At 40.9% G+C, this 26654-nt stretch carries 33 protein-coding genes and 1 pseudogene; 11 read left to right on the forward strand and 23 right to left on the reverse strand.

Annotated elements, in window-relative coordinates:
* Nucleotides 1-1458, forward strand: a 1458-nt coding sequence (tnpC, locus tag ACZMB2_RS10385) for an IS66 family transposase (protein WP_487596707.1), incomplete at its 5' end; no start/stop codon positions are given.
* A 332-nt stretch (nucleotides 1459-1790) separates the two neighbouring features.
* Here the strand turns inward: tnpC and ACZMB2_RS10390 are convergent.
* From ACZMB2_RS10390 to ACZMB2_RS10430, 9 genes are all read right to left on the reverse strand, one after another.
* Complete coding sequence (locus ACZMB2_RS10390; protein WP_487596708.1) at nucleotides 1791-2486, reverse strand: recombinase family protein; 696 nt, start codon at nucleotides 2484-2486, stop codon at nucleotides 1791-1793.
* 203 nt (nucleotides 2487-2689) lie between these two features.
* Nucleotides 2690-3673, reverse strand: a complete 984-nt coding sequence (locus ACZMB2_RS10395; protein WP_487596709.1) for a hypothetical protein — start codon at nucleotides 3671-3673, stop codon at nucleotides 2690-2692.
* 54 nt (nucleotides 3674-3727) lie between these two features.
* The gene (locus ACZMB2_RS10400) at nucleotides 3728-4216 is read right to left on the reverse strand and encodes a hypothetical protein (protein ID WP_487596710.1); all 489 of its coding nucleotides are present in this window, start codon (nucleotides 4214-4216) and stop codon (nucleotides 3728-3730) included.
* A 94-nt stretch (nucleotides 4217-4310) separates the two neighbouring features.
* Entirely contained in the window at nucleotides 4311-4541 is a 231-nt protein-coding gene (locus tag ACZMB2_RS10405) for a hypothetical protein (RefSeq protein ID WP_487596711.1), read from the reverse strand.
* Between the two features lie 191 nt (nucleotides 4542-4732).
* Nucleotides 4733-7006 (reverse strand): phage/plasmid primase, P4 family, encoded by a 2274-nt coding sequence (locus tag ACZMB2_RS10410; RefSeq protein WP_487596712.1) that lies wholly within the window; start codon nucleotides 7004-7006, stop codon nucleotides 4733-4735.
* Nucleotides 7003-7194, reverse strand: a complete 192-nt coding sequence (locus ACZMB2_RS10415; RefSeq protein WP_487596713.1) for a hypothetical protein — start codon at nucleotides 7192-7194, stop codon at nucleotides 7003-7005. Before ACZMB2_RS10415 ends, ACZMB2_RS10410 begins: the two co-directional genes overlap by 4 nt.
* Nucleotides 7166-7438, reverse strand: coding sequence for a hypothetical protein (locus ACZMB2_RS10420; protein WP_487596714.1), 273 nt, complete (start codon nucleotides 7436-7438; stop codon nucleotides 7166-7168). The genes ACZMB2_RS10415 and ACZMB2_RS10420 overlap by 29 nt, the downstream gene beginning before the upstream one ends.
* Nucleotides 7435-7659, reverse strand: coding sequence for a hypothetical protein (locus ACZMB2_RS10425; protein ID WP_487596715.1), 225 nt, complete (start codon nucleotides 7657-7659; stop codon nucleotides 7435-7437). Before ACZMB2_RS10425 ends, ACZMB2_RS10420 begins: the two co-directional genes overlap by 4 nt.
* Before the next feature lie 12 nt (nucleotides 7660-7671).
* Entirely contained in the window at nucleotides 7672-7851 is a 180-nt protein-coding gene (locus tag ACZMB2_RS10430) for a hypothetical protein (RefSeq protein ID WP_487596716.1), read from the reverse strand.
* A 211-nt stretch (nucleotides 7852-8062) separates the two neighbouring features.
* Here ACZMB2_RS10430 and ACZMB2_RS10435 point away from each other — a divergent pair, with 211 nt between their 5' ends.
* The 4 genes from ACZMB2_RS10435 (at nucleotide 8063) to ACZMB2_RS10450 (ending at nucleotide 10700) form a co-directional block, all read left to right on the forward strand.
* The gene (locus ACZMB2_RS10435) at nucleotides 8063-8758 is read left to right on the forward strand and encodes a hypothetical protein (RefSeq protein WP_487596717.1); all 696 of its coding nucleotides are present in this window, start codon (nucleotides 8063-8065) and stop codon (nucleotides 8756-8758) included.
* Between the two features lie 4 nt (nucleotides 8759-8762).
* Nucleotides 8763-9815, forward strand: a complete 1053-nt coding sequence (locus ACZMB2_RS10440; protein WP_487596718.1) for a tyrosine-type recombinase/integrase — start codon at nucleotides 8763-8765, stop codon at nucleotides 9813-9815.
* A 155-nt stretch (nucleotides 9816-9970) separates the two neighbouring features.
* Nucleotides 9971-10207 (forward strand): hypothetical protein, encoded by a 237-nt coding sequence (locus ACZMB2_RS10445; protein WP_487596719.1) that lies wholly within the window; start codon nucleotides 9971-9973, stop codon nucleotides 10205-10207.
* A gap of 70 nt (nucleotides 10208-10277) precedes the next feature.
* A complete protein-coding gene (locus ACZMB2_RS10450) occupies nucleotides 10278-10700 on the forward strand; it encodes a hypothetical protein (protein ID WP_487596720.1) in 423 nt (140 codons plus the stop codon).
* Nucleotides 10701-10866: 166 nt separating this feature from the next.
* Here the strand turns inward: ACZMB2_RS10450 and ACZMB2_RS10455 are convergent, their stop codons facing one another.
* The 3 genes from ACZMB2_RS10455 to ACZMB2_RS10465 all read right to left on the reverse strand — a co-directional run bounded on the left by ACZMB2_RS10455 (nucleotide 10867) and on the right by ACZMB2_RS10465 (nucleotide 13403).
* On the reverse strand, nucleotides 10867-12060 hold the full coding sequence (locus tag ACZMB2_RS10455) for a site-specific integrase (RefSeq protein WP_009274732.1): 1194 nt from the start codon (nucleotides 12058-12060) through the stop codon (nucleotides 10867-10869).
* 78 nt (nucleotides 12061-12138) lie between these two features.
* A complete protein-coding gene (locus ACZMB2_RS10460) occupies nucleotides 12139-12342 on the reverse strand; it encodes an excisionase (protein WP_002610247.1) in 204 nt (67 codons plus the stop codon).
* On the reverse strand, nucleotides 12342-13403 hold the full coding sequence (locus tag ACZMB2_RS10465; RefSeq protein WP_256756141.1) for a replication initiation factor domain-containing protein: 1062 nt from the start codon (nucleotides 13401-13403) through the stop codon (nucleotides 12342-12344). The genes ACZMB2_RS10460 and ACZMB2_RS10465 overlap by 1 nt, the downstream gene beginning before the upstream one ends.
* A 496-nt stretch (nucleotides 13404-13899) precedes the next feature.
* On the opposite strand from ACZMB2_RS10465, the gene relB (ACZMB2_RS10470) reads away from it, so the two are divergent.
* The 5 genes and pseudogenes from relB (ACZMB2_RS10470) (at nucleotide 13900) to ACZMB2_RS10490 (ending at nucleotide 15778) form a co-directional block, all read left to right on the forward strand.
* Entirely contained in the window at nucleotides 13900-14535 is a 636-nt protein-coding gene (relB, locus tag ACZMB2_RS10470; protein WP_003127055.1) for a type II toxin-antitoxin system RelB family anti-toxin, read from the forward strand.
* A 140-nt stretch (nucleotides 14536-14675) separates the two neighbouring features.
* A pseudogene (locus ACZMB2_RS10475) lies at nucleotides 14676-14765 on the forward strand (conjugal transfer protein); the annotation flags it as partial.
* 144 nt (nucleotides 14766-14909) lie between these two features.
* Entirely contained in the window at nucleotides 14910-15224 is a 315-nt protein-coding gene (locus tag ACZMB2_RS10480) for a DUF6442 family protein (protein ID WP_003127054.1), read from the forward strand.
* A gap of 1 nt (nucleotide 15225) precedes the next feature.
* Complete coding sequence (gene relB, locus ACZMB2_RS10485) at nucleotides 15226-15435, forward strand: type II toxin-antitoxin system RelB family anti-toxin (RefSeq protein ID WP_003127053.1); 210 nt, start codon at nucleotides 15226-15228, stop codon at nucleotides 15433-15435.
* Nucleotides 15436-15448: 13 nt separating this feature from the next.
* Nucleotides 15449-15778 carry a hypothetical protein gene (locus tag ACZMB2_RS10490; protein WP_003127052.1) on the forward strand — a complete coding sequence of 110 codons (330 nt, stop codon included), beginning with the start codon at nucleotides 15449-15451 and terminating at the stop codon, nucleotides 15776-15778.
* An 891-nt stretch (nucleotides 15779-16669) separates the two neighbouring features.
* Here the strand turns inward: ACZMB2_RS10490 and rpsI are convergent.
* The 8 genes from rpsI to ACZMB2_RS10530 all read right to left on the reverse strand — a co-directional run bounded on the left by rpsI (nucleotide 16670) and on the right by ACZMB2_RS10530 (nucleotide 23067).
* Nucleotides 16670-17062: a 30S ribosomal protein S9 gene (gene rpsI / locus ACZMB2_RS10495; RefSeq protein WP_118770685.1), complete on the reverse strand. Its 393-nt coding sequence runs from the start codon at nucleotides 17060-17062 to the stop codon at nucleotides 16670-16672.
* Between the two features lie 28 nt (nucleotides 17063-17090).
* Nucleotides 17091-17519 carry a 50S ribosomal protein L13 gene (gene rplM, locus ACZMB2_RS10500; RefSeq protein ID WP_118770686.1) on the reverse strand — a complete coding sequence of 143 codons (429 nt, stop codon included), beginning with the start codon at nucleotides 17517-17519 and terminating at the stop codon, nucleotides 17091-17093.
* A gap of 140 nt (nucleotides 17520-17659) precedes the next feature.
* Entirely contained in the window at nucleotides 17660-19015 is a 1356-nt protein-coding gene (locus tag ACZMB2_RS10505; protein WP_487596721.1) for an MATE family efflux transporter, read from the reverse strand.
* Nucleotides 19015-19764 carry a tRNA pseudouridine(38-40) synthase TruA gene (gene truA, locus ACZMB2_RS10510; protein ID WP_487596722.1) on the reverse strand — a complete coding sequence of 250 codons (750 nt, stop codon included), beginning with the start codon at nucleotides 19762-19764 and terminating at the stop codon, nucleotides 19015-19017. The genes ACZMB2_RS10505 and truA overlap by 1 nt, the downstream gene beginning before the upstream one ends.
* Before the next feature lie 13 nt (nucleotides 19765-19777).
* Entirely contained in the window at nucleotides 19778-20602 is an 825-nt protein-coding gene (locus ACZMB2_RS10515; protein WP_487596723.1) for an energy-coupling factor transporter transmembrane component T family protein, read from the reverse strand.
* Nucleotides 20603-20609: 7 nt separating this feature from the next.
* Nucleotides 20610-21461, reverse strand: a complete 852-nt coding sequence (locus tag ACZMB2_RS10520) for an energy-coupling factor transporter ATPase (protein ID WP_118770689.1) — start codon at nucleotides 21459-21461, stop codon at nucleotides 20610-20612.
* Nucleotides 21437-22291 (reverse strand): energy-coupling factor transporter ATPase, encoded by an 855-nt coding sequence (locus ACZMB2_RS10525; protein ID WP_118770690.1) that lies wholly within the window; start codon nucleotides 22289-22291, stop codon nucleotides 21437-21439. Before ACZMB2_RS10525 ends, ACZMB2_RS10520 begins: the two co-directional genes overlap by 25 nt.
* A 173-nt stretch (nucleotides 22292-22464) precedes the next feature.
* On the reverse strand, nucleotides 22465-23067 hold the full coding sequence (locus ACZMB2_RS10530; RefSeq protein ID WP_487596724.1) for a GNAT family N-acetyltransferase: 603 nt from the start codon (nucleotides 23065-23067) through the stop codon (nucleotides 22465-22467).
* Nucleotides 23068-23172: 105 nt separating this feature from the next.
* On the opposite strand from ACZMB2_RS10530, the gene ACZMB2_RS10535 reads away from it, so the two are divergent.
* A complete protein-coding gene (locus tag ACZMB2_RS10535) occupies nucleotides 23173-23694 on the forward strand; it encodes a peptidylprolyl isomerase (RefSeq protein ID WP_487596725.1) in 522 nt (173 codons plus the stop codon).
* A gap of 58 nt (nucleotides 23695-23752) precedes the next feature.
* Here the strand turns inward: ACZMB2_RS10535 and ACZMB2_RS10540 are convergent, their stop codons facing one another.
* Genes ACZMB2_RS10540 through ACZMB2_RS10550 form a run of 3 tightly spaced genes read right to left on the reverse strand, consistent with a single transcriptional unit; the run spans nucleotide 23753 to nucleotide 26625 of the window.
* Nucleotides 23753-25018, reverse strand: a complete 1266-nt coding sequence (locus ACZMB2_RS10540; protein WP_487596726.1) for an amidohydrolase — start codon at nucleotides 25016-25018, stop codon at nucleotides 23753-23755.
* 3 nt (nucleotides 25019-25021) lie between these two features.
* Nucleotides 25022-26218, reverse strand: coding sequence for a pyridoxal phosphate-dependent aminotransferase (locus ACZMB2_RS10545; RefSeq protein ID WP_118770693.1), 1197 nt, complete (start codon nucleotides 26216-26218; stop codon nucleotides 25022-25024).
* Nucleotides 26215-26625: a PH domain-containing protein gene (locus ACZMB2_RS10550; protein ID WP_487596727.1), complete on the reverse strand. Its 411-nt coding sequence runs from the start codon at nucleotides 26623-26625 to the stop codon at nucleotides 26215-26217. The genes ACZMB2_RS10545 and ACZMB2_RS10550 overlap by 4 nt, the downstream gene beginning before the upstream one ends.
* Between the last annotated feature and the right edge of the window lie 29 nt (nucleotides 26626-26654).

Genomic DNA, 26654 nt, shown 5'->3' on the forward strand with positions numbered 1-26654 from the left:
TTTGGAAAAAGAACGGAAACTGACAAACAGGTTATGGGACAACTGTCGTTTTCTCTTGAAAACATGTGTGTCCTGAATGAAGCAGAGGCACTTGTAGAAAACGGTATTCCTGATGAACCTGACATTGAAAAAGTCGTTGTCCGCAGAAAGAGAACCAAAGGAAAACGTGACCTGAATCTTCAGGACATCGAAGTTGAAGTGATCAACCACGATTGTTCCGAAGACGAATTACGGGAACACTTTCCAAAAGGATGGCATCCTATGGAAGATGAAGTATATAAAGAACTTCAGTATATTCCAGCCAGATTTAAAGTATTGGAACATCATATCAAAGTATATGCCGGGAATTCTGATTGCGGCAGTTTTCTGCGTGCAAAAGCACCGGAACGTCTGCTGGCACATAGTATTCTTACCCCGGAACTGGCAGCTGCCGTGTTTAATGCAAAGTATGTAAATGCGGTACCTTTGAACCGTCTTTCTGAAGAATTCCTTCGAAATGATGTCAACATTCCGCGGCAGGATATGGCAGGATGGATGATCCGTCTCAGTGAGTATTATCTGCAGCCGGTTCATGATCTGATGAAAGCAGAGATTATGGAATCCCACCATATCCATTGTGATGAAACACCATTTATCATGCCTCAGCACAGCAAGGAATATATGTGGGTGTTCCATTCTCCTGGTGGAAGCGATACCCATCCACTCTTCCTATATGAATATCTGGGTGGCAGAAGCGGCGAAGTCCTGGAAAAATATCTATCCGGATATCAAGGGACACTCGTAACCGATGGTTACCAGCCGTATCATACGCTTATGAAAAAAAGTGATAGGATCCAGGTGGCCGGATGTTATGCTCATGCAAGACGTAAATTCACAGAGATCATAAAAGCTGTGAAGAAGAATACGCCGCTCACGCCAGGCCAGGCAGTTGCTGCTGAAGCAGTCAAACGGATTGACGCGATGTATCATTTGGACAACATGTATAAAGAATCATCGGCAAAAGAGAGATTAGATAACAGACAGCGCTCTGTAAAGCCTCTTGTCGATGCCTATTTTGCGTGGCTGAAAACATTACAGGGAAAATCAAACGCAAGCTCCAAGTTAAAAGAAGCAATCAATTATTCGATCAATCAGGAAATATACCTTCGAAGATTCCTGGAAGATCCGCTTCTTCCGCTGGATAACAACGATGCAGAGCGTAGTATCAAGTCTTTCTGCGTTGGAAAACATTCCTGGCATATCATTGATTCTACAAAAGGAGCCAAAGCGAGTGCTCTCTTATACAGTATTGCAGAAAGTGCCAAGGCAAACAGCCTGAAACCATACGAGTACTTCTGCTACCTGTTGACAGAACTTGTGAAGTATCCACGAAACGATGTTCCAACAGAGGTGTTAAAAACTTTAATGCCATGGTCTGAAGAACTGCCGGATCACTGTCGAAAAACTAAATCAAGGTAAAGCTCAGTGCCAGCCTTCGGGCTGGCATATCTTTTTCGGGAGGACGAGTTATTTACCATATACAAAAATTCTTATAAAATTGCAAATTACTCTTGCTGAACTGAAAACCCCAGTTTTCTCACGCTTTTAGCCTTTTTGTGTGCTACTTGTGTGTTACGAAAGAACACCATATACTTTTCACAACCATCATTATATGTACTCTTTCTATACAAACAATTCTTTTTTAACTGACATCCTTTTTTATTTTTTGTGGAAATTTGAGGGACTAAGTAGGGCGGTTTTCGCTGATCTGTCAGACCCCCTCCCACCTATAATAAAAAGACAGAGTCTGTTTAACTCTGTCCTTCCTGTTTTAATTCTTTTTTATATTTATAATAAGTATTCCTTGCTAATCCTGTCAGTTTCATACAATCTATATCAGACAAACTCCCATCAAAATCCTTGCAATGTTTCACGATCTGTTTCTTTGCTTCAATTGATTTCTTTGTTATGAGCTTTGCGCCCTGCTTCTGACCTATTTGCTTGCCATTCAAACGCGCTGTCTCAATTCCCTCTTTTGTACGCTGATGCAGATCCTGTACTTCTTTCTCTGACTGTTCAAAGGCTATCCGAATCTGTTCTTTTGCTAAGGCCATAAGATACTTATTAACACCCTCCAGGATATAATCTACATTGGTTCCTGTAAGCGATATGTTATTCTGTAACGCTTTCTTATATGTACTCGTGTTTATATGAGGCTCTTTTAAGAATACAAGCTCTATATTCTTATTATATAACTCATCATACAGATTAAAACCTTCTTCTGCATTTCTGCTCATTCGAGACACGCTATCAAATACAATGCTATCCCCTACTTTTACCCGTTTATGCAATTTATTCCATTCCGGCCTATCCTGCCGGGTTCCCGTATATATCTCCGTTACAATAACCGCATCGGGATAACAGGACTTTATATTCCTTATCTGCCGTTCAATGCTTTGCTGCTTTGTGCTAATTCTACAATACCCATATACACACATTGTTTTCATCTCCAATAAAAGTATTTATTTTGACGTTCATTATTTTTGATACTTCCATTGTATATATTATTCTTGTTGTTGTCAATCAGTTTTGATACTTTTATACATAACATTATTTTTAATACTATTAAGGGAGCAGCTAGATGCTGCCCCCTTGTAACCATTCCTTATTCCGTTACTTTACAACAAGATATTTGCTCTAGTTAAATCTTCTACTCATTCAATGCCTTTTCTACATCTTCCTTATACCGGCCATCGAACATAAGCAAGCTTGCAACTTCTGCACTGGCTCTCGCTAACTCTACCGCTCTTTTTCTGGCTAATGTAGGATATTTTTCATAATCAGCAGCAGGAATAAGCGCGTCAATAAACTTTCGTTCTGATTCTGTCAGTGCTGTTTTCACCCTTGCCGACGGCAAAACTTCCGCTGCTTTTTCCATAATCTCTAAAAATTCCTTATAGCTTCCTTTCTCTAAATCAAAACAATTCAAAGAATGAGTTGCATCCACTATTGCTCCAATGTTATTTCCATCGCATCCAACGATTTCCTTAAGCTCCATATTACTGCCACAATACCCTCTAAAAACGGTATTAACATTGTTTTTCACATTTTGAAACGCACTATATACTTTTTCAATGTCCGGAACTTCAACTCCCCAATATGGCTTACTTACTTCAATCTGCTTATTTTCAAGTGCTTCAGACACGTTATAGTTTGTTTTTGCTTTTTCCGGATCAAGCACAGTTCTCGCTTCACTTACAGTTCTGCTTTTTGCAAGCTGACTCAATAACCTCCGCTCCATATATGTATTCGCTGAATTTTGAAGTAACTTAAACTCTCTATCCGACAACTGCAGCCCCATCATTTTAATGGCGGTAACTTTATTTGCAAATTCTGCACTAACAGGACTATTAAAGTATTTATCAAGACTTTTCTGGATCAGTTCTAAATAAAAGTCGGTAGCAGCTTTTCTTTTCTCTCTTTCTGTATTGATTATTCCGTAATAATCGGTTTTAGGCTTCCATTTTTCCCTTTCCTCTGCAATATACTCTGGAGTATATTTTCCTTCCATATTTTTCAGATATACTTCATGGGCACTAATTTCAGCCCGATATACCGGAATAATTGAATCAATTTTTTCTTTGTAAGCTTTAAGCTCTACCATTGTTTTTTCTAAATATGTTTTCACTCTCATTTTTTATACCTACTTTCTATAAAATTAAATTAGCTCGAAAATGAACGGATTCTTTCAAGTTCTGTCTTTATTAATAACGCCCAACTTAGGAAGATCGTCAGCAGTTAAAGTTGGCTTTTTATCCGTATTGGGTATATTTTCTTCAATCGAAACTGTATCTTTATAGCCTAACCAGTTCTTCATGAGAAAAATCCCTGACGGTGGTGAAATCTTGCCGCTCAGCATGGCCTGCTCAATATACGCAGCTATAAAAGCCTTTGCACTCTCAACTATTTCTTTTCGCTCGTCACTGCAGTTAATCCCCTTCGCCCAATTGAAAAGCGTCGTTCTGCTGATATGTAGCGCAGCACACATCGTTTCAATGCCTGGCCTTAAACTCGAATCCTGACACAACTGGAAATATTCGTCTATCCGGTTTCTAACTTCCATGTCTGACTCCGGCCGGCCTTTATCATGAAGTTCCCGCAATGACCCTACCAATCGTTGAACAGCCCCCGGTTCAATTTCATCCAGGGAGCCTTGCGGATAATTGTTTCTACCCATAAAATCCTTTCCGGGAAAAATTTCCCATTTTTTAAAAAAATATTTTTCTTTTTATGATGTTAAAGTTACGCGCTTGACTTAGTAAAAGCTATTTTCAAGTGCTTCCTTCAACTTCCACGGTTTCTCTCTGCAATCGGTATAATCGATCAAACTCTTTCAGCTCTGCAATAAGCAGATTTTTAATAAAGCTATGATTATTCCACTTCTCACAAATAGAACCGCTTTCATCTACTACTGACTTCCAAAATTTCGGATCTTCACGAATATCTTTAATGAATTTTTTATGAAATTTCCATACATCTTGATACATTGAAAAATAATCCATGCTGTATACCTCCGTTACAGAAAACCGTTTGAATTGTTTACATTAAAAATGCACAATGTTAGTTACTAAAGTGCTTGAAACCCTTGATTTTACTGGATTTGTGCAAAATGTGTATTTTCCATGAGATATTCTAATGTTTCCCTATGGAGAATTTACATTTAGTTTGCACAATTTGCACATTCCAGATTTTTCTAATCAAAAGGCGTCTGTTCCTCTGCTGCCTTCTCAACAAATTCAGCTTCTACCGAATACCCTTTTACGATATTTTTAACGGTCTTCCCATCTACTGTTCCGCTTGATGCATAGACTCCTTTGCTTTTCAACTCTGCCATGAAATTTCCCTTATTTTCTACCCCAAAGCCATTATCTTCACACCATCTGCCGTATACCTCATAAATAGTCTTTACAGAGCTATTTTTCCCGGTCTTCGTTAGGCATTCCTTTATAAAGTTTCCAATCTTGTCTGAATCCGTTCTATATGTCTCTGTAGCCTGTTGTACGGCTGCTGGTGGCTTCAAACCTTCTTGCCGATATAATTGCAGGCCTTTGATGCACCAATTCAGAATCCCGGATAATTCGCTTTCCTGTTTCAGTTTATCCTTTAAATGTTTGTCCTGCTCATGCGGCTCAAAATGTCGGTCAAAGGAAATGACATTGATTCGCCCTGATCCAAAAACTGTATCATCCGTAATAGTTGGAAGGTAGTTTGTGTTAATCACTAACTTAAACTTTGGCACAAACGAAAATTCTCTTTGATGTAAGTGCCTTGCTGTGATAGAATCCCGTCCAAGCAAGGATTTAAGCAATGCAGTGTCAAATAACATTCTTTTAGGCGGTTCTGACGCGTTACAGAACCTGCATCCGGCTAATCTTGCAATATCTCCACTAGCCTGCCGGCTGTCCAAATTCTGCTTTACAGCCAATGACTCCGGTTTCATCGTTAAGGCGTAATCACCTAAAAGATGTATCAATGTTTCGCAAAGTGTAGACTTTCCATTTCTTGTTGAGCTGCCATACAGAATAAAACAGGTTTCTTCCTGGGTATTTCCTGTCAATGATAAACCAGCAATCTTCTGCAAATACTGAATCTTTTCTTTGTCCCCCTGCATGATCTGCTCAAGAAATTTGTTCCATTCCGGGCAGATGGCAGCAGGATCATAATTTACATTACATATTTTAGAAAGCAGCATGTCCGGATTGTGTCTCATGAACACCGGCTTATCCGCAGTCAGATCCAACGTTCCATTTTTCACATTAAGTAAATAATCTTCGGTATCCAGTTGCTCATTGCTGAAATAGTACACGTCCCGGCTGTCCTGCAGCATATTATTTCTATTCCGTATATTGCATAATGGTGTCACTGCTTTCAGATATTTTCCATCTTTATCAACGCTTACCGCATACCTCACAAGAGCATCTGACAAGTCTTTAGCTGCTGATCTGGCTGCAAGTCCCTCAATATCATCTCTCCACCTGCTGCCGTCATATAGCATAAAATCTCGACGTGATGGGTTATACCGGTGCACATCCTTAAATACTGTAGCAAATAGCCGCCCAAAGCCTTTATCCGACGTTTCAAACTGCTCAGCGTGCAAATCTCTCAACACATCCTCTAACGGCTTGTTTTGGGCTTTCTGCTGCTCTGCACTGCCCTCCATACGGTTTCTTGTAACGGTATTTATAAGCTGCTCAAATTCCTGCTTAGTGTGTCCTGCTTGGAAATAATCTGATATATCAGCCTTTGGAATATCCGGTACCGGCACAATGATTTTTACACTTTTTGTCACCGGTTGAATGTCGTTTAATATAGTATTAGCTACCGCTCTGCCCGGCTCATCATTATCTGCAAGTATTATCACGTCAGCGTCCTTTAACAGCTCTGAAAATTCTGATTGCCAATCATTCACACCGCCATATGTAAAAGCTATGTATCCTTGCTTTATCAGCGTATCAACGTCTTTTTCTCCCTCTGGAACAAATACCGGTTGACTGGTTTGCACTGCTTTCTGGATAGCGTTTAAATCACCATATATCGCCCTATAACTCTTTCTAGGTTTATCCCTTGGCAGTCCGTAGGAAAAACGGTTATTTTCTAATCTGCCATATAATATCTTTTTACCCTCTAGTCGGATTTTTGTGAAAGCATAAGAACCGTTACAAGAAACGTAGTTATAAACCGCTTCTATCTTGCGCTTTTCTCTGCTTTCAACGTATATCTTCCAATTAGCGTGTTGTGGTTCTGTGTTGTAAAAAGTATCGTTCTTTTCGAGTCCTGCCGCTGACAGAACACTATCAAGCGTGCATCCTGCATGGCAATGAAATAACGTACATTTTCGCCCTCTGGTTATTGTGAGTGATGCTTGCTTGTCATCATGTGCCGGGCATCTGCATTGTGCTTTGTCTCCATACCGCTTAAATATGCTAAAATGCTGCAAATTGCTTTCATATACTTCACTATCTGTCATTCACAACACCCCATTTCTAAATCAATACGTATCCTGTCCGCTTCTTCTTCCAGCCTATCCATATTATGCTGACAATATCTATAAAACTCGGCATCATCACCATGCTCCGTTTGCATATTTTCAAACATAGCTCGTTCTTGCATAAGGCTCTTTTGCTTCTTAATTAATGCTTTCTTCTTCGTTGTCATAATCCTCGCTTTCCGCATTGTTGAAAGTATAGGGCTTTGAGATATATGCTTTAGGACAACGTATATTAGAAAAATCAATAACTAATTCCTGCATAACCTCTTTTTCTTCCAAATCATCACTAATCTGAAAAGTAATTGTGAACGTATTGTCAGTAAATCCACAGAATACACAATTGCATGCTCTAAATTTATTTAACATAGATGGCTTCTTTAACGGCTTTAGTGATACTCTTGTTATTTTCATTGATTACACTCCTCTCTCTCTTTATATCTGTAACCAGTTAATTTATAAAATGGCTCTGCATAAATTATGTAGCTGAATTGTTTTGAACCGGGTCTCTTGTATGCAATTCCAAAATCTACCATTTTATTTTGAAGCAACATTCTTAAAGTTTGATTATCCATTTTCAAAACCTTAGCAGCTACAGCTACCGGAACATTACCGCGGTCAACATATTTTCCCATTATTTCACCTCCTTAACTGTTGCTCTCTGCCAATTCATCAATGATCTTGTAAATCTGTTGCTTTGTTTCTTCTAACAGTTCATATCTCAGTTTTCTACTGAAATTTCCGTCATTGATGTTTAATTCTGCTGCTATCTGCCACAATTTTACATTTCTTTTCTGGGCATATTCTCTAACATCTTTATTTCGCATAATAATTACCCCCCTTTCTAAAATGTTGTTGTTGACTTTTTCCCTTGCAAGTGATATTATGCCATTAACAAATATCGAACTTTTATTATTTAGTTCGTTTGTTGTTGTTTTAGATTGTATCACTAAAGATACGTATTTACTAAAAAATTCGTTTTTTATCGAATTTTGAACTTTATTTAATTTGGTTCGTTTTTGAAGGGAGATGTTCGACATGAACCAAAATCGTTTTAAACAACTACGTGAAGAAGAATCCGATCGGAGACGGGATAAAAATCCTAAATGTGAATTATTCACACAAGAAAAATTAAGTAAAGAACTTTCAGAAAAATGTAATTATTATATTAGCTCTAGTAAAATCAAAAAACTTGAGACTGACACTGAGGGAGTAAAAATAGATGCGGCTTTACTGCTTGCTTATAAAAATTTCTTCCATGTTTCTGTTGATTGGCTCATTGACTCTAGCGTAAATACTCAATTTTTAGATGGAAACGTAGCCATAGCTTCAAAAACAACTGGTCTTTCCGATAATGCAATAAAAACACTGTCTCAGCTCAAAGAAGGTAATAATACAGATACACTTTTTAACACTCTAAACTATATCATCAGTAAAGATGCCGCATTATTTGCTCGTTTTATCGATGCTATAGACCTATATTTTGACACAGGATTTGATACACCTATGCAATTTGATGGAAACCGTTATACTCCTATAAATGATGGAATCAGTAATAGCCCGATACTTTCTATTAGTGAAAAGCGTGTTGCCATTGGAAAATATGATCAATCACTTTGCAACAATACTGGGGGATATCATACTAAAACAATTCCTATCTCTATATTAAAAGAAGCATATTCACTGCAGGCCATTGAAAACATACTTAATTATCTAAAGCAACATAAGGAGTGATTAAATGAAACTACCCAATGGCTACGGCTCTGTTTATAAATTATCCGGTAAACGCCGCTGTCCATACCGCGCCATCGTAACAGAGCGGTGGCAGCAGGATAAAGAAACCGGAGCTTGGAAGCAAAAGCGGAAAACGGTTGGCTATTATGAAACAAAATCTTTAGCACTTGAAGCCCTTGCAGAATACAATAAATCGCCCTTTGATCTGGAAAATTCAAAGATTACCTTTGAGGACGTATATGAGCGCTGGTCTGATGAACACTTTCCCAAAATATCAGAGAGCAACGCAAAAGGATACCGCGCATCCTATTTATTATGCCAGGATATCGCCCGGAAGCGTTTTGTTGATGTGACATTGGATGATCTGCAGTACATAGCTGACAATTCCGGGAAGAACTTCCCCACCTTGCGGAAATACAAGGTATTAGTAGGAATGATGTTTAAATGGGCTGTCATACATGATATTATTCCGCCTGATAAAAACAAAGTGGAATATATTGACATAAAAAAAGCTGGGAATCCTAACGCAATCAGCCGAACTCCATTCAGCACCGAGGAAATACAGACTGTATGGAAATGGAATGATGCTAATGAATATATAAGCGTTATTCTCATGTTGATATATACTGGCGTTCGTGTATCGGAGCTGTTGGATCTCAAAAAAGAAAATATAAATCTCTCGGAACGCTGGTTTGACGTAACAGCTTCAAAGACGCAGGCCGGAATCCGGAAAGTACCTATCAACCAGAAGATTCTACCTTTCTTCCATGTCTGGTACTCAAAAAATGATTGTGAATACCTCATAAGCACCCCAGAGGGAAAACATTTTGAATATCGCAATTATTATGATAGTTACTGGAAACCATTTATGAATCAAATGCACTTGAACCACAGGCCGCATGATTGCAGACACACCTGTATTTCACTACTGGCTGCTGCCGGAGTTGATGAAAGAATGGTAAAGAAAATCGTAGGCCACAAGGGACAGGGCGTTACACAAACCGTATATACTCATTTTGAGATTGATGCCCTACTTGATGCCATAGACAAAATTTAGGGAAGGAAGTGATTTATTTTGATTGTATTAAAAAAGGCCTTATAGTACCGCAAATACTATAAAGCCCAGAACCCTATAACAAGTTACTACACTAATTAAAAGGGAGCGTGTTTATTGTAACATTCTCCCGATGAAAAGAAAAGGAGAAAATAACCATGGATATAATTGAAATTAACAACGCTATTTATGAATCCGTATCAGAAATCAAATTTGCTGTCAGTAATTTAGCATGTGTAAGAATATCAGTAAAAGGAAATGAAGACGTAAAACCAACTCCAGAAACTTTAGATAGTGCTCTATGTTTTTTGGAACAAATGATAGATAGGGAAGTTGATAATATTTACAAACTTCTTATGGAGCTTGATGAAAATAAAATATCAAAAACAGAATAACCACTACATAAGAAAAGCAAGGGTGTCTATATTACAGACACCCTCATAGAATTTATATAAAGAGCGTAATATGGACTACAAAAAAGAAATTATACAAATGCTTGATAGTGTAAACAATGAATATGATTTAATGAACATCTACAAAACCACCGCTTTGTCATCAGATATACAAACCAATAAATACAATGTATGGTTTGCTAGTCAAACAGCGGAGGTATATGATTTAACAATAAGAGTGCTTATGCTTGAAAGATACTTTGATGATATGATGCTAGATAAGAAATCAATTATGGCAAAATATACAAAAATGCCTTTTAATGATTTTTCTGACGATACAAACAATGGAACGGATTCATTATCTCTAATGGGGCAACACTATAGATTTGAAATATCGACCAACATACAGAATGATTATGACGGATATAATGACCAATCAGAAAAATTGATTGTAATAAATAAATCCGTCATAAATAACGATAATGTTATTACATGAAATTATATATGTCTTTTTAACTATCTTTTTATATCTTCTCAAATGTCCGCAAAGCCTTATTTTATCGGCTCTACGGGCATTTTGCCTTTGTGGTAAACCTCACATATCTAGGCTTATCTTCTTATATTTTCCCTGTCAATCGTGGTTAAAATCGTGGTAAATACTTCTATGCAATTAGACGCTGAACCTCTGATTTTGCGGTATCTATGGACGCATGAGCGTACCAGTTCATTGTGATACTGATATTTGAATGCCCCATGATATACTGTAAATCTTTCGGGTTCATGTTCTTGCTTGCCAGTCTTGTGCAGAACGTATGGCGTAGCGTATGCGGTGTGATATGTGGCAAAGGGTTGTCCATGTGGTGCTTGTTGTATTTCTTTACCATACGGACAAATAAAGTGCTGTAATCAATCGCAACTTTAGGCTTGCCTTTGGGATTGACAAATAAGAAGTTGCCCCGTCCGTCTATCACAAATGGGTCTGTCTTTGGGCGTTTCTTCATAACCCGTTGAAATGCCTGTATCGTTTCTTTGCTTAATGGCACTTGCCTAGTTCCGCTCTTTGTCTTAGGCGTTTCAATGTAATAGCCCTGTTCCTTGCTCTTTAGTAACTGGTGGTCGATAATCACAACCTCATTCTTGAAATCAATATCGGCTACTGTCAGTCCGCACAGTTCCGAAATACGAAGTCCTGTCTTTAACAGTATCAGTACATCATCGTAATACTTATGATACACGTTGTCCGTCTTGATGAATGACAGTAAGGCTTGTTCCTGTTCTTCTGTCAATGCGACTTTCTCTTTGGTATCATTTTCTAGGACTTCACTCAACTTGAAATCAAAGGGATTTTTCCTTACACAATCGTCTTGTATAGCGATATAGAATGACGCTTTTAATGAGCGTTTATAATTGTTAATGGTATTGTAGGAAAAGCCTTTGTCTTTCATGCGTAACGCCCATTCCTTAGCGTCAGAGAGCTTGATTGTGTCAATGCTCCTAGCACCTAACTTGTCCTCTTTTAATAACCGCATGAGTTGTTCCCGTTGTTTCTGTGTGCTTTTCTTCACGTTTGCCCTCTGTGCGTTCTGTTTGGCGTAAAGTTGGCAAAGCGTCATTTTCTTGCCTGTGCTGTCGATACCGTCCTCAATATCCCGTCTTATCTGCTGTTCCAGTTCACGAAGTGAGGGTTTATCCCGTTTTCCCTTTGGTGTTGGGTCTGTGGGTGTCAATCTCCAGGCATACACATATTTTGTGTTTCCAAATGCGTCCACATATTTATATAAGTATTTCCCGTCTGTTCGTTGGCTCTCTCCAGTATGCAGGATACGTCCTTTGCTATCCCGTCTTTTTTCTTTCATGGTGTCTGCTCCTTTCCTTGTTGGAAAGAGCCTTGATATGACTTGTGTTCATCATAACACATACAAGGCTCATTTGCATTAGATTGCGTCCAATTTATCAATGACCTTTTCAAACTGTCGGCGTTTAATCTGTATGCGGTTGCCATTCATAATGAGCCAGCCAGCGTCCTTGTTTTCCTCTGCCAAGCGTCTTAGCTTGTTTTCTCCGATACGGAAATATTTTGACGCTTCTTCAATGGTAAGGGTGTATTTTTCCCATACGGGAATATCGTTGTTATTCATCAGATACCCCCTTTCCCATGTTTCGTGTCATACTGGATATAGGGGATAAGGTCGGTGCGGTTTATCCTCTGTAAATGGGCGGTCAGTTTACTGGAAAGGGAAGTGCTGTATCTTGCCTTATCAAGCATAGTTCCCACCCGTTCCAGTCCACCTAATGCGTCATGTTCTTCCAAGAAATAGAAACTTTTGACAGCAGAAATCACGCCACCCTCTGTGAGCCATTGCTGTGTTTCCTCAAGGGAATTTTGCTGTTTTGGTACTTGCAGTTTCAAGACTTCCACAGCCCCTAAAAAGCGTTCCCAAAACCGACACGTTTTCCATCTGCTTTTATTACTTTCGTTTCTGTTTGGCACAACAAAGCGTAGGTTGTTTGCCAATAACCCGAAAGCCAGTTTCCCAAGTTCCAGCGGTCTGTCTTTGAATGTCATGGCAAAGACATGAGCCTTATCATCACGCAGTTGCATTTCTGTCCGTTTCCAACTGCCGACTTCATTAAGTGTCTTATTATGTTTTGAACATACTTCCTTATCCTTGTCATAAAAGCGGTAAGACAATCCCGATTTACCAGCACCGATATAAACAGTCTTTGCGGTGTCGAAATCATCAAACTTGCTTTCATCAAAGTGGTAGCCCTCACTATTCGAGATAAATTCCTCTTTTTCGCATTTCTTCTTTATCTGCTCTATGGTAAAGAATGGCTTTTCGTTCTTATCATCAATGGCAATATCAAGCCTTGTGAAATGGAAATTATCCAGTCCGTATCTTCGCTCACAATGTTTGAACATATCCCCAAAGGTATAATTCCTACTGTCGAGAATACGGAAAATATCATCACAACCTCTGCCGGTCATAACAAGATAACAGCCTAACCCTTGTGGGTTGTCCTCTGTCTTTCTTGCGTCCCCCGATACATAAATATCTCCAATCTGCCAGCGTGCTTGATAAGTCTTGAATTTAACGCTTGCCGGATAGACATTGAAAATGTCAGTCGGTAAACCTAAAATGTGCATGATGACATCTTCTGCGGTTGCGGTTTCAAATACAATGCTGATGTAATCAATCTTAACGGATAAATTTTCGTGTGTTGCGATACTTCATTACTCCTTTCGTATGCCCCGATTTTTTGCGGGGTATAAATTGCATTTTTTCCTTTATTTATCACAGTTTCTAGGTACTATGACATGTATACGCAGGGCGGTGTTACATATACGCCCTTTATGAACGCCTAAAGGCGTTCCCTTTCTTCCTGTGTCTGATCCGTTCTTAACGCTCACGAGCCTTGTAAGGCTCGTGGCTAAACGGAACAGCCCCAGTCAGAAACCTTATTTTCGGTCTGATAGTCCATGCTTATTCATGCTATCAAAGTGAAAATATATCTTTTCTATGCTTACTCAAGCGTGTGATTAACCCTAGCGTGCTTAATCACTCTATCTAACACGATAATAACGCCATTAGAATTACTTGTCAAGAAGTTTTTGTTGACTTTTAGATATATATTAAGTATGATATGCTTATAAATACCAATAAAAGCAATGAAAGGAGTGTTTATACTAAGTCATGGAGCATTACGAAAAGAAAATCAGTTTCTTAGGAGAGAACATACAGACCATAAGAAAACACAGAGGAATGAAACAACAAGAACTTGCGGACAAAATCGGTATCAATATGCAGAGCCTTTCCAAGATTGAACGAGGTGTGAATTATCCTACCTTTGATACATTAGAAAAGATAATGGACGTGCTGGGTGTAACGCCCAATGAATTATTATCGGGAGAATGGAAGTATGTTAATCAAGCCGAAAAGGAAGTCTGTCAGTTTTTAAGAATTGAAGAAAGACTAAATGCAGAACTGAAACATGGGCATTATGACAATTTCTTTGACAGCGAGGAAGAATGGCTGGAATATGAGTTAGAGAAGTTACGGGAATATATTACCGACTACATCAACGGGAAAAGCATTGTAGCGTCCGACCTTTACCCAATCAAAGAATTTATCCAGCATTTGAAATTTCAAAAACTGTTAGACCGCTATGATGATTTATACAGCATGGATATGTTCGGGGAAAGCATAGAGGGGCATAAATATAGGACACCATATCAAGTCGTAAAAATGATAAACCCCAATTCAAAAGAAGATATGGAATTATTACGGGAAGTATTGAAAAATAACCATTTTGATGATGAGGACGAATAGCTTTTTTCCTCTTTGTAGAAGATACAGCAAACAAAAAGCCCAGTAAAGAGTGCAAAGCACCACCAATGGTGGCAAGGCTCTTGACAGGGCTTTTTCTTTTCTGTTTCTGGCAGACAAGAGGAAACAAGGTGTAGTGTCATGAGTTTATCGACAATCAGACAAAGGCGACGCAAGTATCACAGTATGAGCTTATGCTCCATAAGGATAGTAACTGGAAAATTGTAACATAATTATTGACGGCGTATAATCTCATGGAAAAAAATACGCCGTCATAAAATAATAAGAAAACAGTATAAAAACATTGACTTTTAGAGATTGAGTATTATAATAAAAATGACAAGTATACTTGGTATTTTTGGAAAGGGGTAATATAAATGGATAAAGAAAAAATACTGTCACAAAACAAAAAAGATAACTTATATCTTGATGAGTATGAAAAACACATTAAACTTAAAGGGAAATCTTTTGGGCTAATGTTTGTGTTGCTTGTCTGCATTTTAATCTTTGTTATTAAGGTTATTTGTAAAGAACCTTACAATGACATAATGACAATTATTTGGTCGGTAGCATTTGGATATATGAGTTATGAAGCATATCTTTCAAGAAGTAAACCTAAATTTGTTACTGCCCTATTCTTTGTCCTATTTATGTTGTATTACTTTTATAAATTTTTGACAGCAGGTTTGTAATATGAACGAACATTTAATTTTAAAAAATAGATTAAAAGAGGTGCGAAAAGAAAAAAAATTATCGCAAACGGAATTAGCAGAAATGGTTGGAGTTTCCCGTAACACAATAAGTTCTATTGAAACAGGACAGTTCAATCCAACAGCAAAATTAGCATTAGTGCTTTGTATAGCTTTAGATAAAAAATTTGAGGAATTATTTTATTTTGATTAAGGAGTGTATGATTATGGAAATAGAAGAAGTGGTTGTTGAAATAGTTATGGGATTGTTTTTATTATTTTTATCTTATCAAGTGGGTATAAAAGAAAATATTACTTTCTTACATAGTTATCATTATACACATCTCAACCCAAAAGATAAAAAAGCGTTTACAAAAAGAATAGGAATAGGTTCTCTGCTGGTTAGCATTGGCGTTATTGCTATGCCGATTATCAATTTAATCTCTCATTCTGAATTAGGCTACTACATAGGGCTTACTTTGATTGTTGTAGGAGTGTTTTATATCATATTCATCATTGTAAAATACAACGGAAAACTTATTAGCTTTAAAAAGTAGAATTGAGGTATGAATATAATAGGAATAAAAAAACGAGATATAAAAAGGCGTTAAAGTTTGAAATCAAATGAAGTAATCAACGGAATAAACAAAGAAAATATAGGGAGAGGCACAGTTATTTGTGCTATCTCCCTTAGTCGTTTTATCATCATATCAAGGCTCATTCAATCGTGGTAAATTCGTGGTAAAATGAATGGTTTTCTATACTTCAAAATACTTGAAAGTATAGTGTTTATGCGGATAATCGAAAATTAGATATAAAATTTATAAATAAATGTTACATGCTCACGAACAAATACTACTATCTATAAACCATATTGTAAGAGATGCTCTAATATTAGAACTATACAAAAGATTAAAAAATCAAGTTAAAAATCTTGATGCTATCATTGATTTTCACGCAAATATAAACCATAATATCAGACTATCAGAACTAGGCGGAGAACATAGTTTGTTATTTCTTCTTAAAAGTTTAGAAATTGATTTAAGATGCAATAACGAATTATTTACAGTATTCGGTTATGATTACAACCGCAATTTCAAAGAATTAAATTTGATCTAATTAGAACCTACTCGAAAAAGAGTACAACCATCAAGGGGTATGCCGGACTGCGTACCCTTTTTATTGTCTGCTCTTTTGTATCTACTCCGGTTTTAGCCCCTTAAACCTTCCTAGTTGCCCCTACAGAAAAGCACAATATGAGATTGTCCGCATAATATCAGCTTTTTCCAAATTTGTCAAACGGATTTGTGTGCTACCTGTGTGCTACGTGTGTGCTACCGTTAAAAATTCACTACTTTTTTCAAAAATTTAAGAAAACTTAGATATAAAAAAAGTCCCTAAAACACTGGGTTTTAAGGACTTTCCAAAAATTCTTATAAAATTGCAAATTATCTCTTGCTGAACTGCGGAGCGCGACGAGCTGCTTTGAGACCGTATTTTTTACGCTCTTTCATTCTCGGGTCACGAGTCAGGAATCCTGCTTTTTTCAGGATCGGTCTGTACTCCGGATCAGCCTGTACAAGTGCACGAGCGATACCGTGTCTTACAGCACCTGCCTGTCCGGTGTAACCACCACCACGAACATTTACCAGAACGTCGAATTTCTCGGTGTTCTCAGTAGCTGCCAGCGGCTGACGAACGATAACTTTCAGAGTCTCCAGTCCGAAATACTCATCGATGCTTCTTTTATTTACAGTAATGTTGCCGGTTCCCGGTACCAGATAAACTCTGGCGATGGATTTCTTTCTTCTTCCGGTTCCATAGAATTTTGTCTTAGCCATGATAATTTACCTCCTTCTTCCTACCTGATTAAAATGTCAGAACTTCCGGTTTCTGAGCGGTATGCGGATGCTCTGCACCAGCATAAACATGAAGTTTGGTGAACATCTCTCTTCCGAGCGGTCCTTTCGGAAGCATTCCTTTAACTGCGAGCTCAACAACCTTCTCCGGTTTCTTTGCAAGCATTTCTCTCAGAGTGGTCTCTTTCATACCACCTACATAGTCTGAATGATGATAGTAAATCTTCTGATCCAGCTTTTTGCCGGTCACTTTGATTTTCTCTGCGTTTACGATGATTACATAATCACCAGTATCGATATGCGGAGTAAAGATCGGTTTGTTCTTTCCTCTCAGCACTTTTGCTACTTCAGAAGCCAGACGGCCTAATGTATATCCGGTAGCGTCAACTACGTACCATTTTCTTTCCACTTTTGCTGGATTAGCCATGAAACTGTTCATAGGTGTACCTCCTGTTAAAATTCAAAGTTTTGTAGCTTTTATACGTAAAAACATCTTACCGGGGCATTGGATCAGATATTTTCTCGCGTTGTCACAGTTAATTATTATATGATAGACCGTGACTTGTGTCAACCGTTTTTTCAGCTTTTTTTGCCAATTTTAGAGATGATTTTCCGGTTAATATGCACCATGAAAATTACGGACATTGCAAAGGAAACAAGTTCTGCGATGGGGAATGCCCACCACACCAGTTCCACTCTTCCTGTCTGTGCCAGAAGGAATGCTGCCGGAAGCAATACTACCAGCTGTCTGGCCACAGATACATACATACTGTAGATGGATTTGCCAAGTGCCTGGAATGCACCACTTGCTGCTACACCGAAGCTTGCCAGCACAAAACTCAGGCTGATAATCCGAAGGGCCGGAATACCAAGAGCCAGCATCGTCTCGGACGCATCAAACATGAACAGAAGCTGTCTCGGTAACAACTGAAAGGCAGCCAGTCCAAGCAGCATGACAATTACTGCATAAGTCACAACATGACGAATGGCACTTACCACACGTTCTCTGTTCTGTGCACCGTAATTATAGGCAATAATTGGAGTGACTCCGTTGTTCAGTCCGAATACCGGCATAAAGACAAAACTCTGCAGTTTGAAGTACACGCCGAAGACTGCTGTTGCTGTAGAGGAAAACGTGATGAGAATCCGGTTCATACCGTAGTTCATGGCTGAGCCAATTGCCTGCATGACGATAGACGGCAGCCCGATCTCATAGATCTGTCCAATGATCTCCGGATTCGGACGGAAACCTTTCATCTGAATCCGTACTTCTTTATTTTTCAAATGATTCAAACTCACAGCCAGCACTGCTGCCACCATCTGTCCTGCAACTGTTGCTGCGGCGGCTCCGGCCACTCCCATACGCGGCAGACCAAACATACCAAAAATGAGGATCGGGTCCAGAATAATATTGGTAAGCGCTCCTACTCCCTGCGTACACATGGTATAAACCGTCTTTCCTGTTGCCTGAAGCAGACGTTCAAACATAATCTGGATAAAGACACCAAAAGACAGAGAACAGCAGATGGAAATATACTGTCGGCCGTACTGCACGATTTCTTCGATATCTGTCTGGCTTCTGTAAAACGGCTCTGCCAGGAACAGTCCTATCAATAAAAACACCAGGTAACTCATGATTGCCAGAAAAACAGCATTTTCTGCAATCTTATTTACCTTTTCATAATCTTTCGCCCCAAGATAACGAGCCAGCAGTGCATTGACACCCACTGCCGTTCCTACACTGACTGCAATCATCAGATTTTGAATTGGAAATGCCATGGACACTGCAGTCAGGGCATATTCATCAATCCGTGCCACAAAAACACTGTCCACTACATTATACAATGCTTGCACCAGCATGGATATCATGATAGGCAGGGACATCGTAACAATCAGTTTCCCTATGGGCATGACGCCCATCTTATTTTCTTCCATTATTCTTTTTCTCCCTTAAAATGTATCTCCATAAGCGTCAGACCTTTGGCCGGCGCCGTCGGTCCTGCCAGCTTCCGGTCACGGCCTTCCAGAATTTCAGTCATCCGCTCCGGCTCCCATTCGCCCATACCGACTTTCATTAGTGTTCCTGCAATAATTCGAACCATATTGTAGAGAAATCCATTTCCCGTAATTCGAATCACAATCAGATCGCCCTCTTTTTCCACAGTTAATTCATAGATAGTTCGAACCGTAGTTTTCACCTGGGCGCCTGCTGCACAAAAACTCTGAAAATCATGCTCTCCTTCCAGATAACGCGCTGCCTCCTGCATCCGTGCAATATCCAGTGGCCGATACGTAAAATGTGCATTCAATCGATAGGCAGGAAGCGGGAACTCCCTGTTCAGAATATGGTATTCATAAGTTTTCACTGTTTTTTGGTATCTTGGATGAAAATCCAGAGGCACTTCACAGGAATTCTGAATCCGGATATCCTCCGGAAGGCGCTGATTCAACGCATAAGAAAATTTGTCTGCAGCCATTCTGGCCTCTGTGTCAAATACTGCCACATTTCCCATGGCATGAACACCGGAGTCTGTCCGGCTGGATCCCATCACATGGATATCCTCCCCGGTCAGACTGCTGATAGCACGATTCAGCATAGACTCAATGGTCTCACCATTGTTCTGAATCTGCCATCCCCGGTAATTGGTGCCGTCATAGGCCACCACCAGTTTCACACGTTTCATACGGATTCCTTTCCTATATAAACGGAATATAGTGATAGATCAGTCTCCCAAATACCACCATGGCTGCCATGTAAGCCCAGACTGCCACATAAGCCATCCTGTCACAGCTCTCATAATGTAGTGGTTTCATCTTGGTACGCCCATCCCCTCCGTGGTAGCAGCGCGCTTCCATAGCCATGGCAAGATCATTTGCCCGGCGGAATGCGGAGATAAACAGCGGTACCAGCAGCGGAATCATAGCCTTTGCTTTCTGAATCAGACCACCGGATTCAAAATCTGCTCCTCTGGCAATCTGCGCTTTCATAATCTTATCCGTCTCTTCCAGTAAAATCGGAATAAAACGAAGTGCGATGGACATCATCATAGACACTTCATGCACCGGTACATGGACCTTTTTCAGCGGCCCCAGTAATTTTTCCAGACCGTCTGTCAGATCATTCGGCGTGGTCGTCAACGTCATAATCGAAGAACCGATGATCAGGTAAATCAGACGAATTGCCATAAAAACGGCGGTTTTCAGACCTTTATCTGTAATTTTTAAAAAACCGAAATGCCAGAGTACTACATCACCATCAATCAAAAACAGATTAAATACCACGGTAATCATCAACAGCATGACGATTGCTTTCAGACCCTTTGTAATAAATTTAAATGGCACTTTGGATGTTTTGATCACAATGGCCAGAAAAATCGTGGCAATGACATAGCCTAAGATTCCCTTCGCCACAAACAGGGAAATGACATACAGCATAGTTGCTACCAACTTCACCCGTGGATCCAGCTGATGGATCACGGATTTTGCCGGATAGTACTGTCCTAATGTTATATCTCGAATCATATTATTTTCACCTCTGTCGCAGCCATTTTTCAATGGTCTCCGCAGCTTCCTCTACTGTGGTTGCCTCCGTATCCACAGACGCACCTTTTTCCTTCAACTCCTGCATGAGATACGTTACCTGCGGCGCCGCAAGTCCGATCTCCTCCAATTCTTTATAATGACGAAACACTTCCTTGGGTGTCCCGTCAAAACGTACCTCTCCTTGGTTCATAACAATCAGGCGATCCACATATCTGGCCACATCTTCCATACTATGGGAGACCAGAATTACCGTGATTCCTCTCTCTTTCTGAAGATAACTGATCTGATCCAGAATTTCATCCCGGCCTCTTGGGTCAAGTCCTGCCGTCGGCTCGTCCAGAATCAACACTTCCGGATCCATAGCCAGTACGCCGGCAATGGCCACACGACGCTTCTGACCGCCGGACAGTTCAAAAGGAGAACATTTATCATATTCTTCTCCCATGCCAACCATACGGAGGGCTTTCTTCGCCCGTTCCTCAGCCTCTTCTTTACTGCACCCCAAATTCTTCGGACCAAAGCACACATCCGTCAGCACATCGATCTCGAAAAGCTGATGCTCCGGGTACTGGAACACCAGTCCGACTTTGCTGCGCAGTTCCTTCATGGAAAAATTTTCTCCATAGATATCTTTTCCATTAAAATAAATCTTTCCGCTGGTCGCCTTTGTCAATCCATTCAAATGTTGTGTCAACGTGGATTTTCCAGAACCGGTGTGGCCAATGAGACCCACAAACTGCCCATCCGGAATTTCCAGATTGATATTTTTGAGCGCATGCATCTCATACGCAGTTCCCTCGGAATAGGTATAATTTACATTTTTAACTTTAATTGACATAATTCTTCCACCAGTTCCTCATTACTCAGAATGCCATCGCGCAGAGGGAATCCTTTCTTCTGCAATTCATATGCAAGCAAGGTTGCCTGCGGTACATCCAAACGAAGTTCTTTCAGCTTCTCCACCTGTGAGAATACTTCTCTTGGAGTTCCATCCATGACAAGATTTCCGTCATCCATGACAAAGACATGGTCTGCCTCAATGACCTCTTCCATATAGTGGGTAATGAGTATAACCGTGATGCCTTCTTCCTTATTTAACTTTTTGACGGTCTCTATGACACTCTTTCTGCCGTGGGGGTCCAGCATAGCGGTCGGCTCATCCAACACGATACAGCGAGGATGCATGGCCATAACGCCTGCAATTGCCACACGCTGCTTCTGTCCACCAGACAGTTTATTAGGAGAATGTTTTCGGTATTTATACATACCAACTGCTTTTAAGCTTTCTTCCACCCGCTGCCAGATCTCATCGGTAGGCACGCCCAGATTCTCCGGGCCAAATCCCACGTCTTCTTCTACGATTGTTCCGATAATCTGGTTATCCGGATTCTGAAATACCATTCCCGCATTCTGCCGAATGTTCCAAAGTTCACTCTCATCCCTGGTATTCATTCCTTCTACCCAGAGCGTTCCCTCTGTCGGGGTCAGCAGGGCATTGATATGCTTCGCAAACGTGGACTTACCGGAACCGTTATGTCCCAGTACCGCGATGAACTGCCCGGACTGTATTTCCAGATTCACATGGTTTACCGCACGTTTTCTGGACTCTACGTTGCCCTCTTCGTCCATACTCTCATAATCAAATGTTACGTTCTCTGCCCTGATCATACTGCCTCCCAATAAAATTCTTCTTTTACAGCCTCGTGAACCCGCGCTGTCGCGCTTGCTGCCTGCTACGCAGGCGGTTCACTCGCTAATGGCGCAAGAAAAGAAAATACCACCTGCGGTGGTGCTTTCTTTTCTTTTGCGCTCATTACATTATATCAAGAAACCTTGAAAATTCAAGAAAAATTCTGATTCTCCCACCAAAAATGCGCAAGATCCTGCCACTTTTCCTTTTGTCCGCCAGGGACTTTGATAAGCAGGGTTTCTGCCAGTTTCACAGAAGCTTTGTTTTCTTTCTCCGCAAAGAGATGCACTTCCTCCAGATCCAGCACGTTAAATGCATAGCGCAGCACTATCTCCGCTGCTTCTTTTCCATATCCATTTCCCTGACATTCGGGGGCAATCATATATCCCATCTCAATCTGCCCGGCCAGCCGTTCTGATGGGAAAAGTCCTGCCCGGCCAATGACACGTTCCTGTCCGTAAACATCCTTTTCCAGCACCGTCCACAGGCCAAAGTCATAAAAGGCATACATATGCCTTACATAAGCTTTTGTATAGACTATTTCCTCTTCCAGTGTCGGCTGCATGGGCGCAATATATTTTCTCACAGCCTGATCTGTCCCGATCCGATATAATTCCGAAATATCCGAATCGATGGTTTCTCTGATCAGCAGCTGGTCAGTTCTTGCGATCTCCACCGGAATTCCCGCTTTTCGAAGTGCATCTCTTTTTTCAAATTCCGGGTCCAGTTCCCAGTCGCTCTCATTTTCCTTCATATCTGTCCTTTACCTTCCGCTCAAAATCCGTTACAATAATACTAAATGAACCCGTGAGGATTTTCAATCCGCCGGAGACTATTTATTTTAAAGGAGATTTTTCATATGGCACAGAATCCTGTTATTACCATCGAAATGGAAAATGGTGATATCATCAAAGCAGAACTTTATCCGGAGATCGCTCCGAACACCGTGAATAACTTTATCAGCCTGATAAACAAAGGCTTCTACAACGGTCTGATTTTCCATCGCGTCATCGAAGGCTTCATGATCCAGGGCGGATGCCCGGACGGAACCGGCATGGGTGGTCCTGGATACTCCATTAAAGGAGAGTTCAACCAGAACCGTTTCAAAAATGACCTGAAGCACAGCGCAGGCGTCCTTTCCATGGCAAGAGCCATGCATCCGGACAGTGCAGGAAGCCAGTTCTTCATTATGCATAAGGATGCTCCGCATCTGGACGGCGCATACGCTGCTTTCGGTAAAGTAACCGAGGGCATGGATGTGGTAAATAAGATCGCAGAATGCGACACCGATTATCGTGACAAGCCCATCGTTCCGCAGGTGATGAAAACTGTCACCGTGGAGACATTTGGCGTGGATTATCCGGAACCGGAAACCAAATAATCATGTTTTCAAAAAGGCGATTTCCTCTTATCGGGGAAATCGCCTTTTTTATGTTCTATTAAGCTTTCAGCAGTTCTGCTGTCACGCCGCAGAACGCTTTCACGCCATTTACCAGTGCTTCTTCCTGAAAATCAAACCGGTCATTGTGAAGAGGTGCTGAGCATCTGCTCACATTCAGGAAATAACAAGCCTGTCCGCCATGGGATCTCACCGCTTCCGACATACAGGAAAAATCTTCACTCACATTAGAGAAGGCTTCCGGGTCGCGCCATACCGGAATCTTCAGCTGCTCAGCACATACCTGTTCCAATCGTTCGTTCAGCTCCGATGAATTACTGCTGCTCAGTGCTGTACCCATGAGATGTGTCTCTACCGTACAACCATGCATTTCCGCTGCACACTTGACAATTCGCTCTGCATAGGTCTGCATATACTGATTGGCTTCCGACGTCTTTCCCCTTACTTCCAATTCCATGTGAGCAGCATCACAGATAATATTTCGCCCGCTTCCCGCGACCAGCTTTCCTACATTGATTCTCGTATCCGCCTTCCCATGTCGTGGAATGGCCTGTAAATTCAATACTGCGGTCGCTGCTGCCAGCAATGCATTATTTCCCTGTTCTGGCGCTGCCGCCGCATGGGATGCTTTCCCATGAAAATCCACATCCAGCTTTGTGGTAGCCAGTCCATGACCCGCTGTTATACAGATACCACACGGATGCTGCTCAGGCCCTCCATACATATGAGCACCAAGCAGAAAGTCTACATCCTCCAGGTGACCATTCTCCACAATTGCCCGGGCTCCTCGAACACCTTCCTCTGCTGGCTGGAAAATAAACTTTACCGTTCCGTGAAGCTGTTCTCTCATCTGACACAATAGTTTCGCAGTACCTAAACCTACGGTGATATGCCCATCATGTCCGCAGGCATGCATATACCCCGCCTGCTCAGATCGAAAGCCCTCCTGAGCAGGAAAATGATCCAGTTCTTCACACTCCCTTACAGGAAGTGCATCTATATCAAATCGCAACGCTACCGTGGGACCCATTCCACAATGCAGCATACCGATCACACCTGTCATGCCACCGCCTTCCGGTACGCCCATACGCGCTTCTGCTTTACATACCTGTTGATCCGTCAGCACCTCATCGCAGCCATATAGATGTAATAAATCCGCAATTCTGCCAGATGTCCGAAATTCCATCCAGCCCGGTTCCGGATGCCGATGAAAGTCTCGCCGAAGTTCTGACAATTCTGATGCGGAAGCTTCTGCATATTCCGTTATTTTCTGCCAAATCCGGTTTTTTTCTGTATCATCCATCATTCTCTAATTTTCTGCCTTCAGTTCTTCCATAATCGCCTTAAATACCGGCAGGGAATCCAGAATTGTCTTCTCTGCCACACAGTAAGAGATTCTTACATACCCGGGGCATCCGAAGCTGTCACTGGGAACTACCAGTACATCATGCTTCTTTGCGCGCTCAGAGAACTCTCCTGCATCTCCGCTCTTCTCCGGAGATTTCACAAAAAGATAGAATGCTCCCTGAGGCCGTACGCAGTCATAGCCGAGTCTTGTCAGACCATTGTAAAGAAGATCTTTATTTCGAGCATAAGCCTCAATATCACTTGGTACATCCGCACACATGGCAACCGCTTTCTGGAACAACACCGGCGCACATACAAAGCCCAGCGCACGTCCTGCACCATTTACCGCAGCCATCACACGTTTGGAATCTGCCATCTCATCCGGCACGATGATATAACCAATGCGCTCACCCGGTAAAGACAGGGATTTGCTGTAAGAATAACATACAAATGTGTCATTATAATATTTCGGAATATATGGTACATTCAGTCCATCATACACAATCTCACGATAAGGTTCATCGGCAATCAGATAAATAGTATGTCCATACTCTTTTTCTTTCTTACAAAGCACTTTAGACAATTTGATAATCGTATCCTCCGAATAAACGACGCCGCTTGGATTATTCGGAGAATTAATAATAATGCCCTTCGTCTTCGGGCTCAAAAGTTTCTCAAAAGCTTCAAAATCTATCTGAAAACTCTCTGTATCAGCCGGAGTAATGAGCAGCTTTGCCCCTGCATTTTCCACCCAAACCGTGTATTCCGGAAAAAACGGTGCAAAGGTGATAAACTCATCCCCTGGATTGGTGATGGCATGAATGCTGATATTGAGAGAGGCCGCAGCACCCACTGTCATATAGAAATTATCCCCGCTGAAATGGGTTTCAAATCTGCGGTTTACAGATTCTGCCAGCATCTGCTTTGCTTTTGGATCACCGGATGCCGGAGAATAACTGTGCAGCACCTCTGCTGGTTCTTCCAGAAGCTTCAGTAATGCATCTTTTACCTCATGGGGTGCCGGAATGCTGGGATTTCCCAGACTGAAATCATATACCTTGTCCTCTCCTACAACTTTTTTTCTCTCCAGACCATAAGCAAAGAGCTCGCGAATCACGGAGCTCTTACTTCCAAGGCCATACATGGTCTCGTTTATCATTTTGATTCATCCTCCTCATGATCGTGATCACAGTCACAGTCGCAATCACAATCATCATCCACTGTCATATATTCGCGGGAAGATACCCGTTTTTTCACACGTTCTTTTTCTACCGCCTCTGAAATCAGTTCTTTGACCCGTCTGGAGTCCTTTACATTTATAATGCACAGTTTTGGGGTAGATTTATCTACCGTATCGCAGGTAATGGTTCCCATTCCAAACAGTCTCTGTACGAAAGACCGCTCCAGTGTCAGATCCATAATACGGTACAGCCGGATCTCCTCCTCTTTTTTAGAAAAAACTCCGGATTCTACAATAAATTTTTCCGACGTACAAGTGTATTTTGTAAATGTCCACGGAAGTCCTAAAAACGTCCATCTTTTCCGATCGCTCCAAAGAATATCCATATGAGATACCTGCCTTTCCCTGTTTGTAT

It is taken from the genome of Hominiventricola sp., from assembly GCF_057604405.1.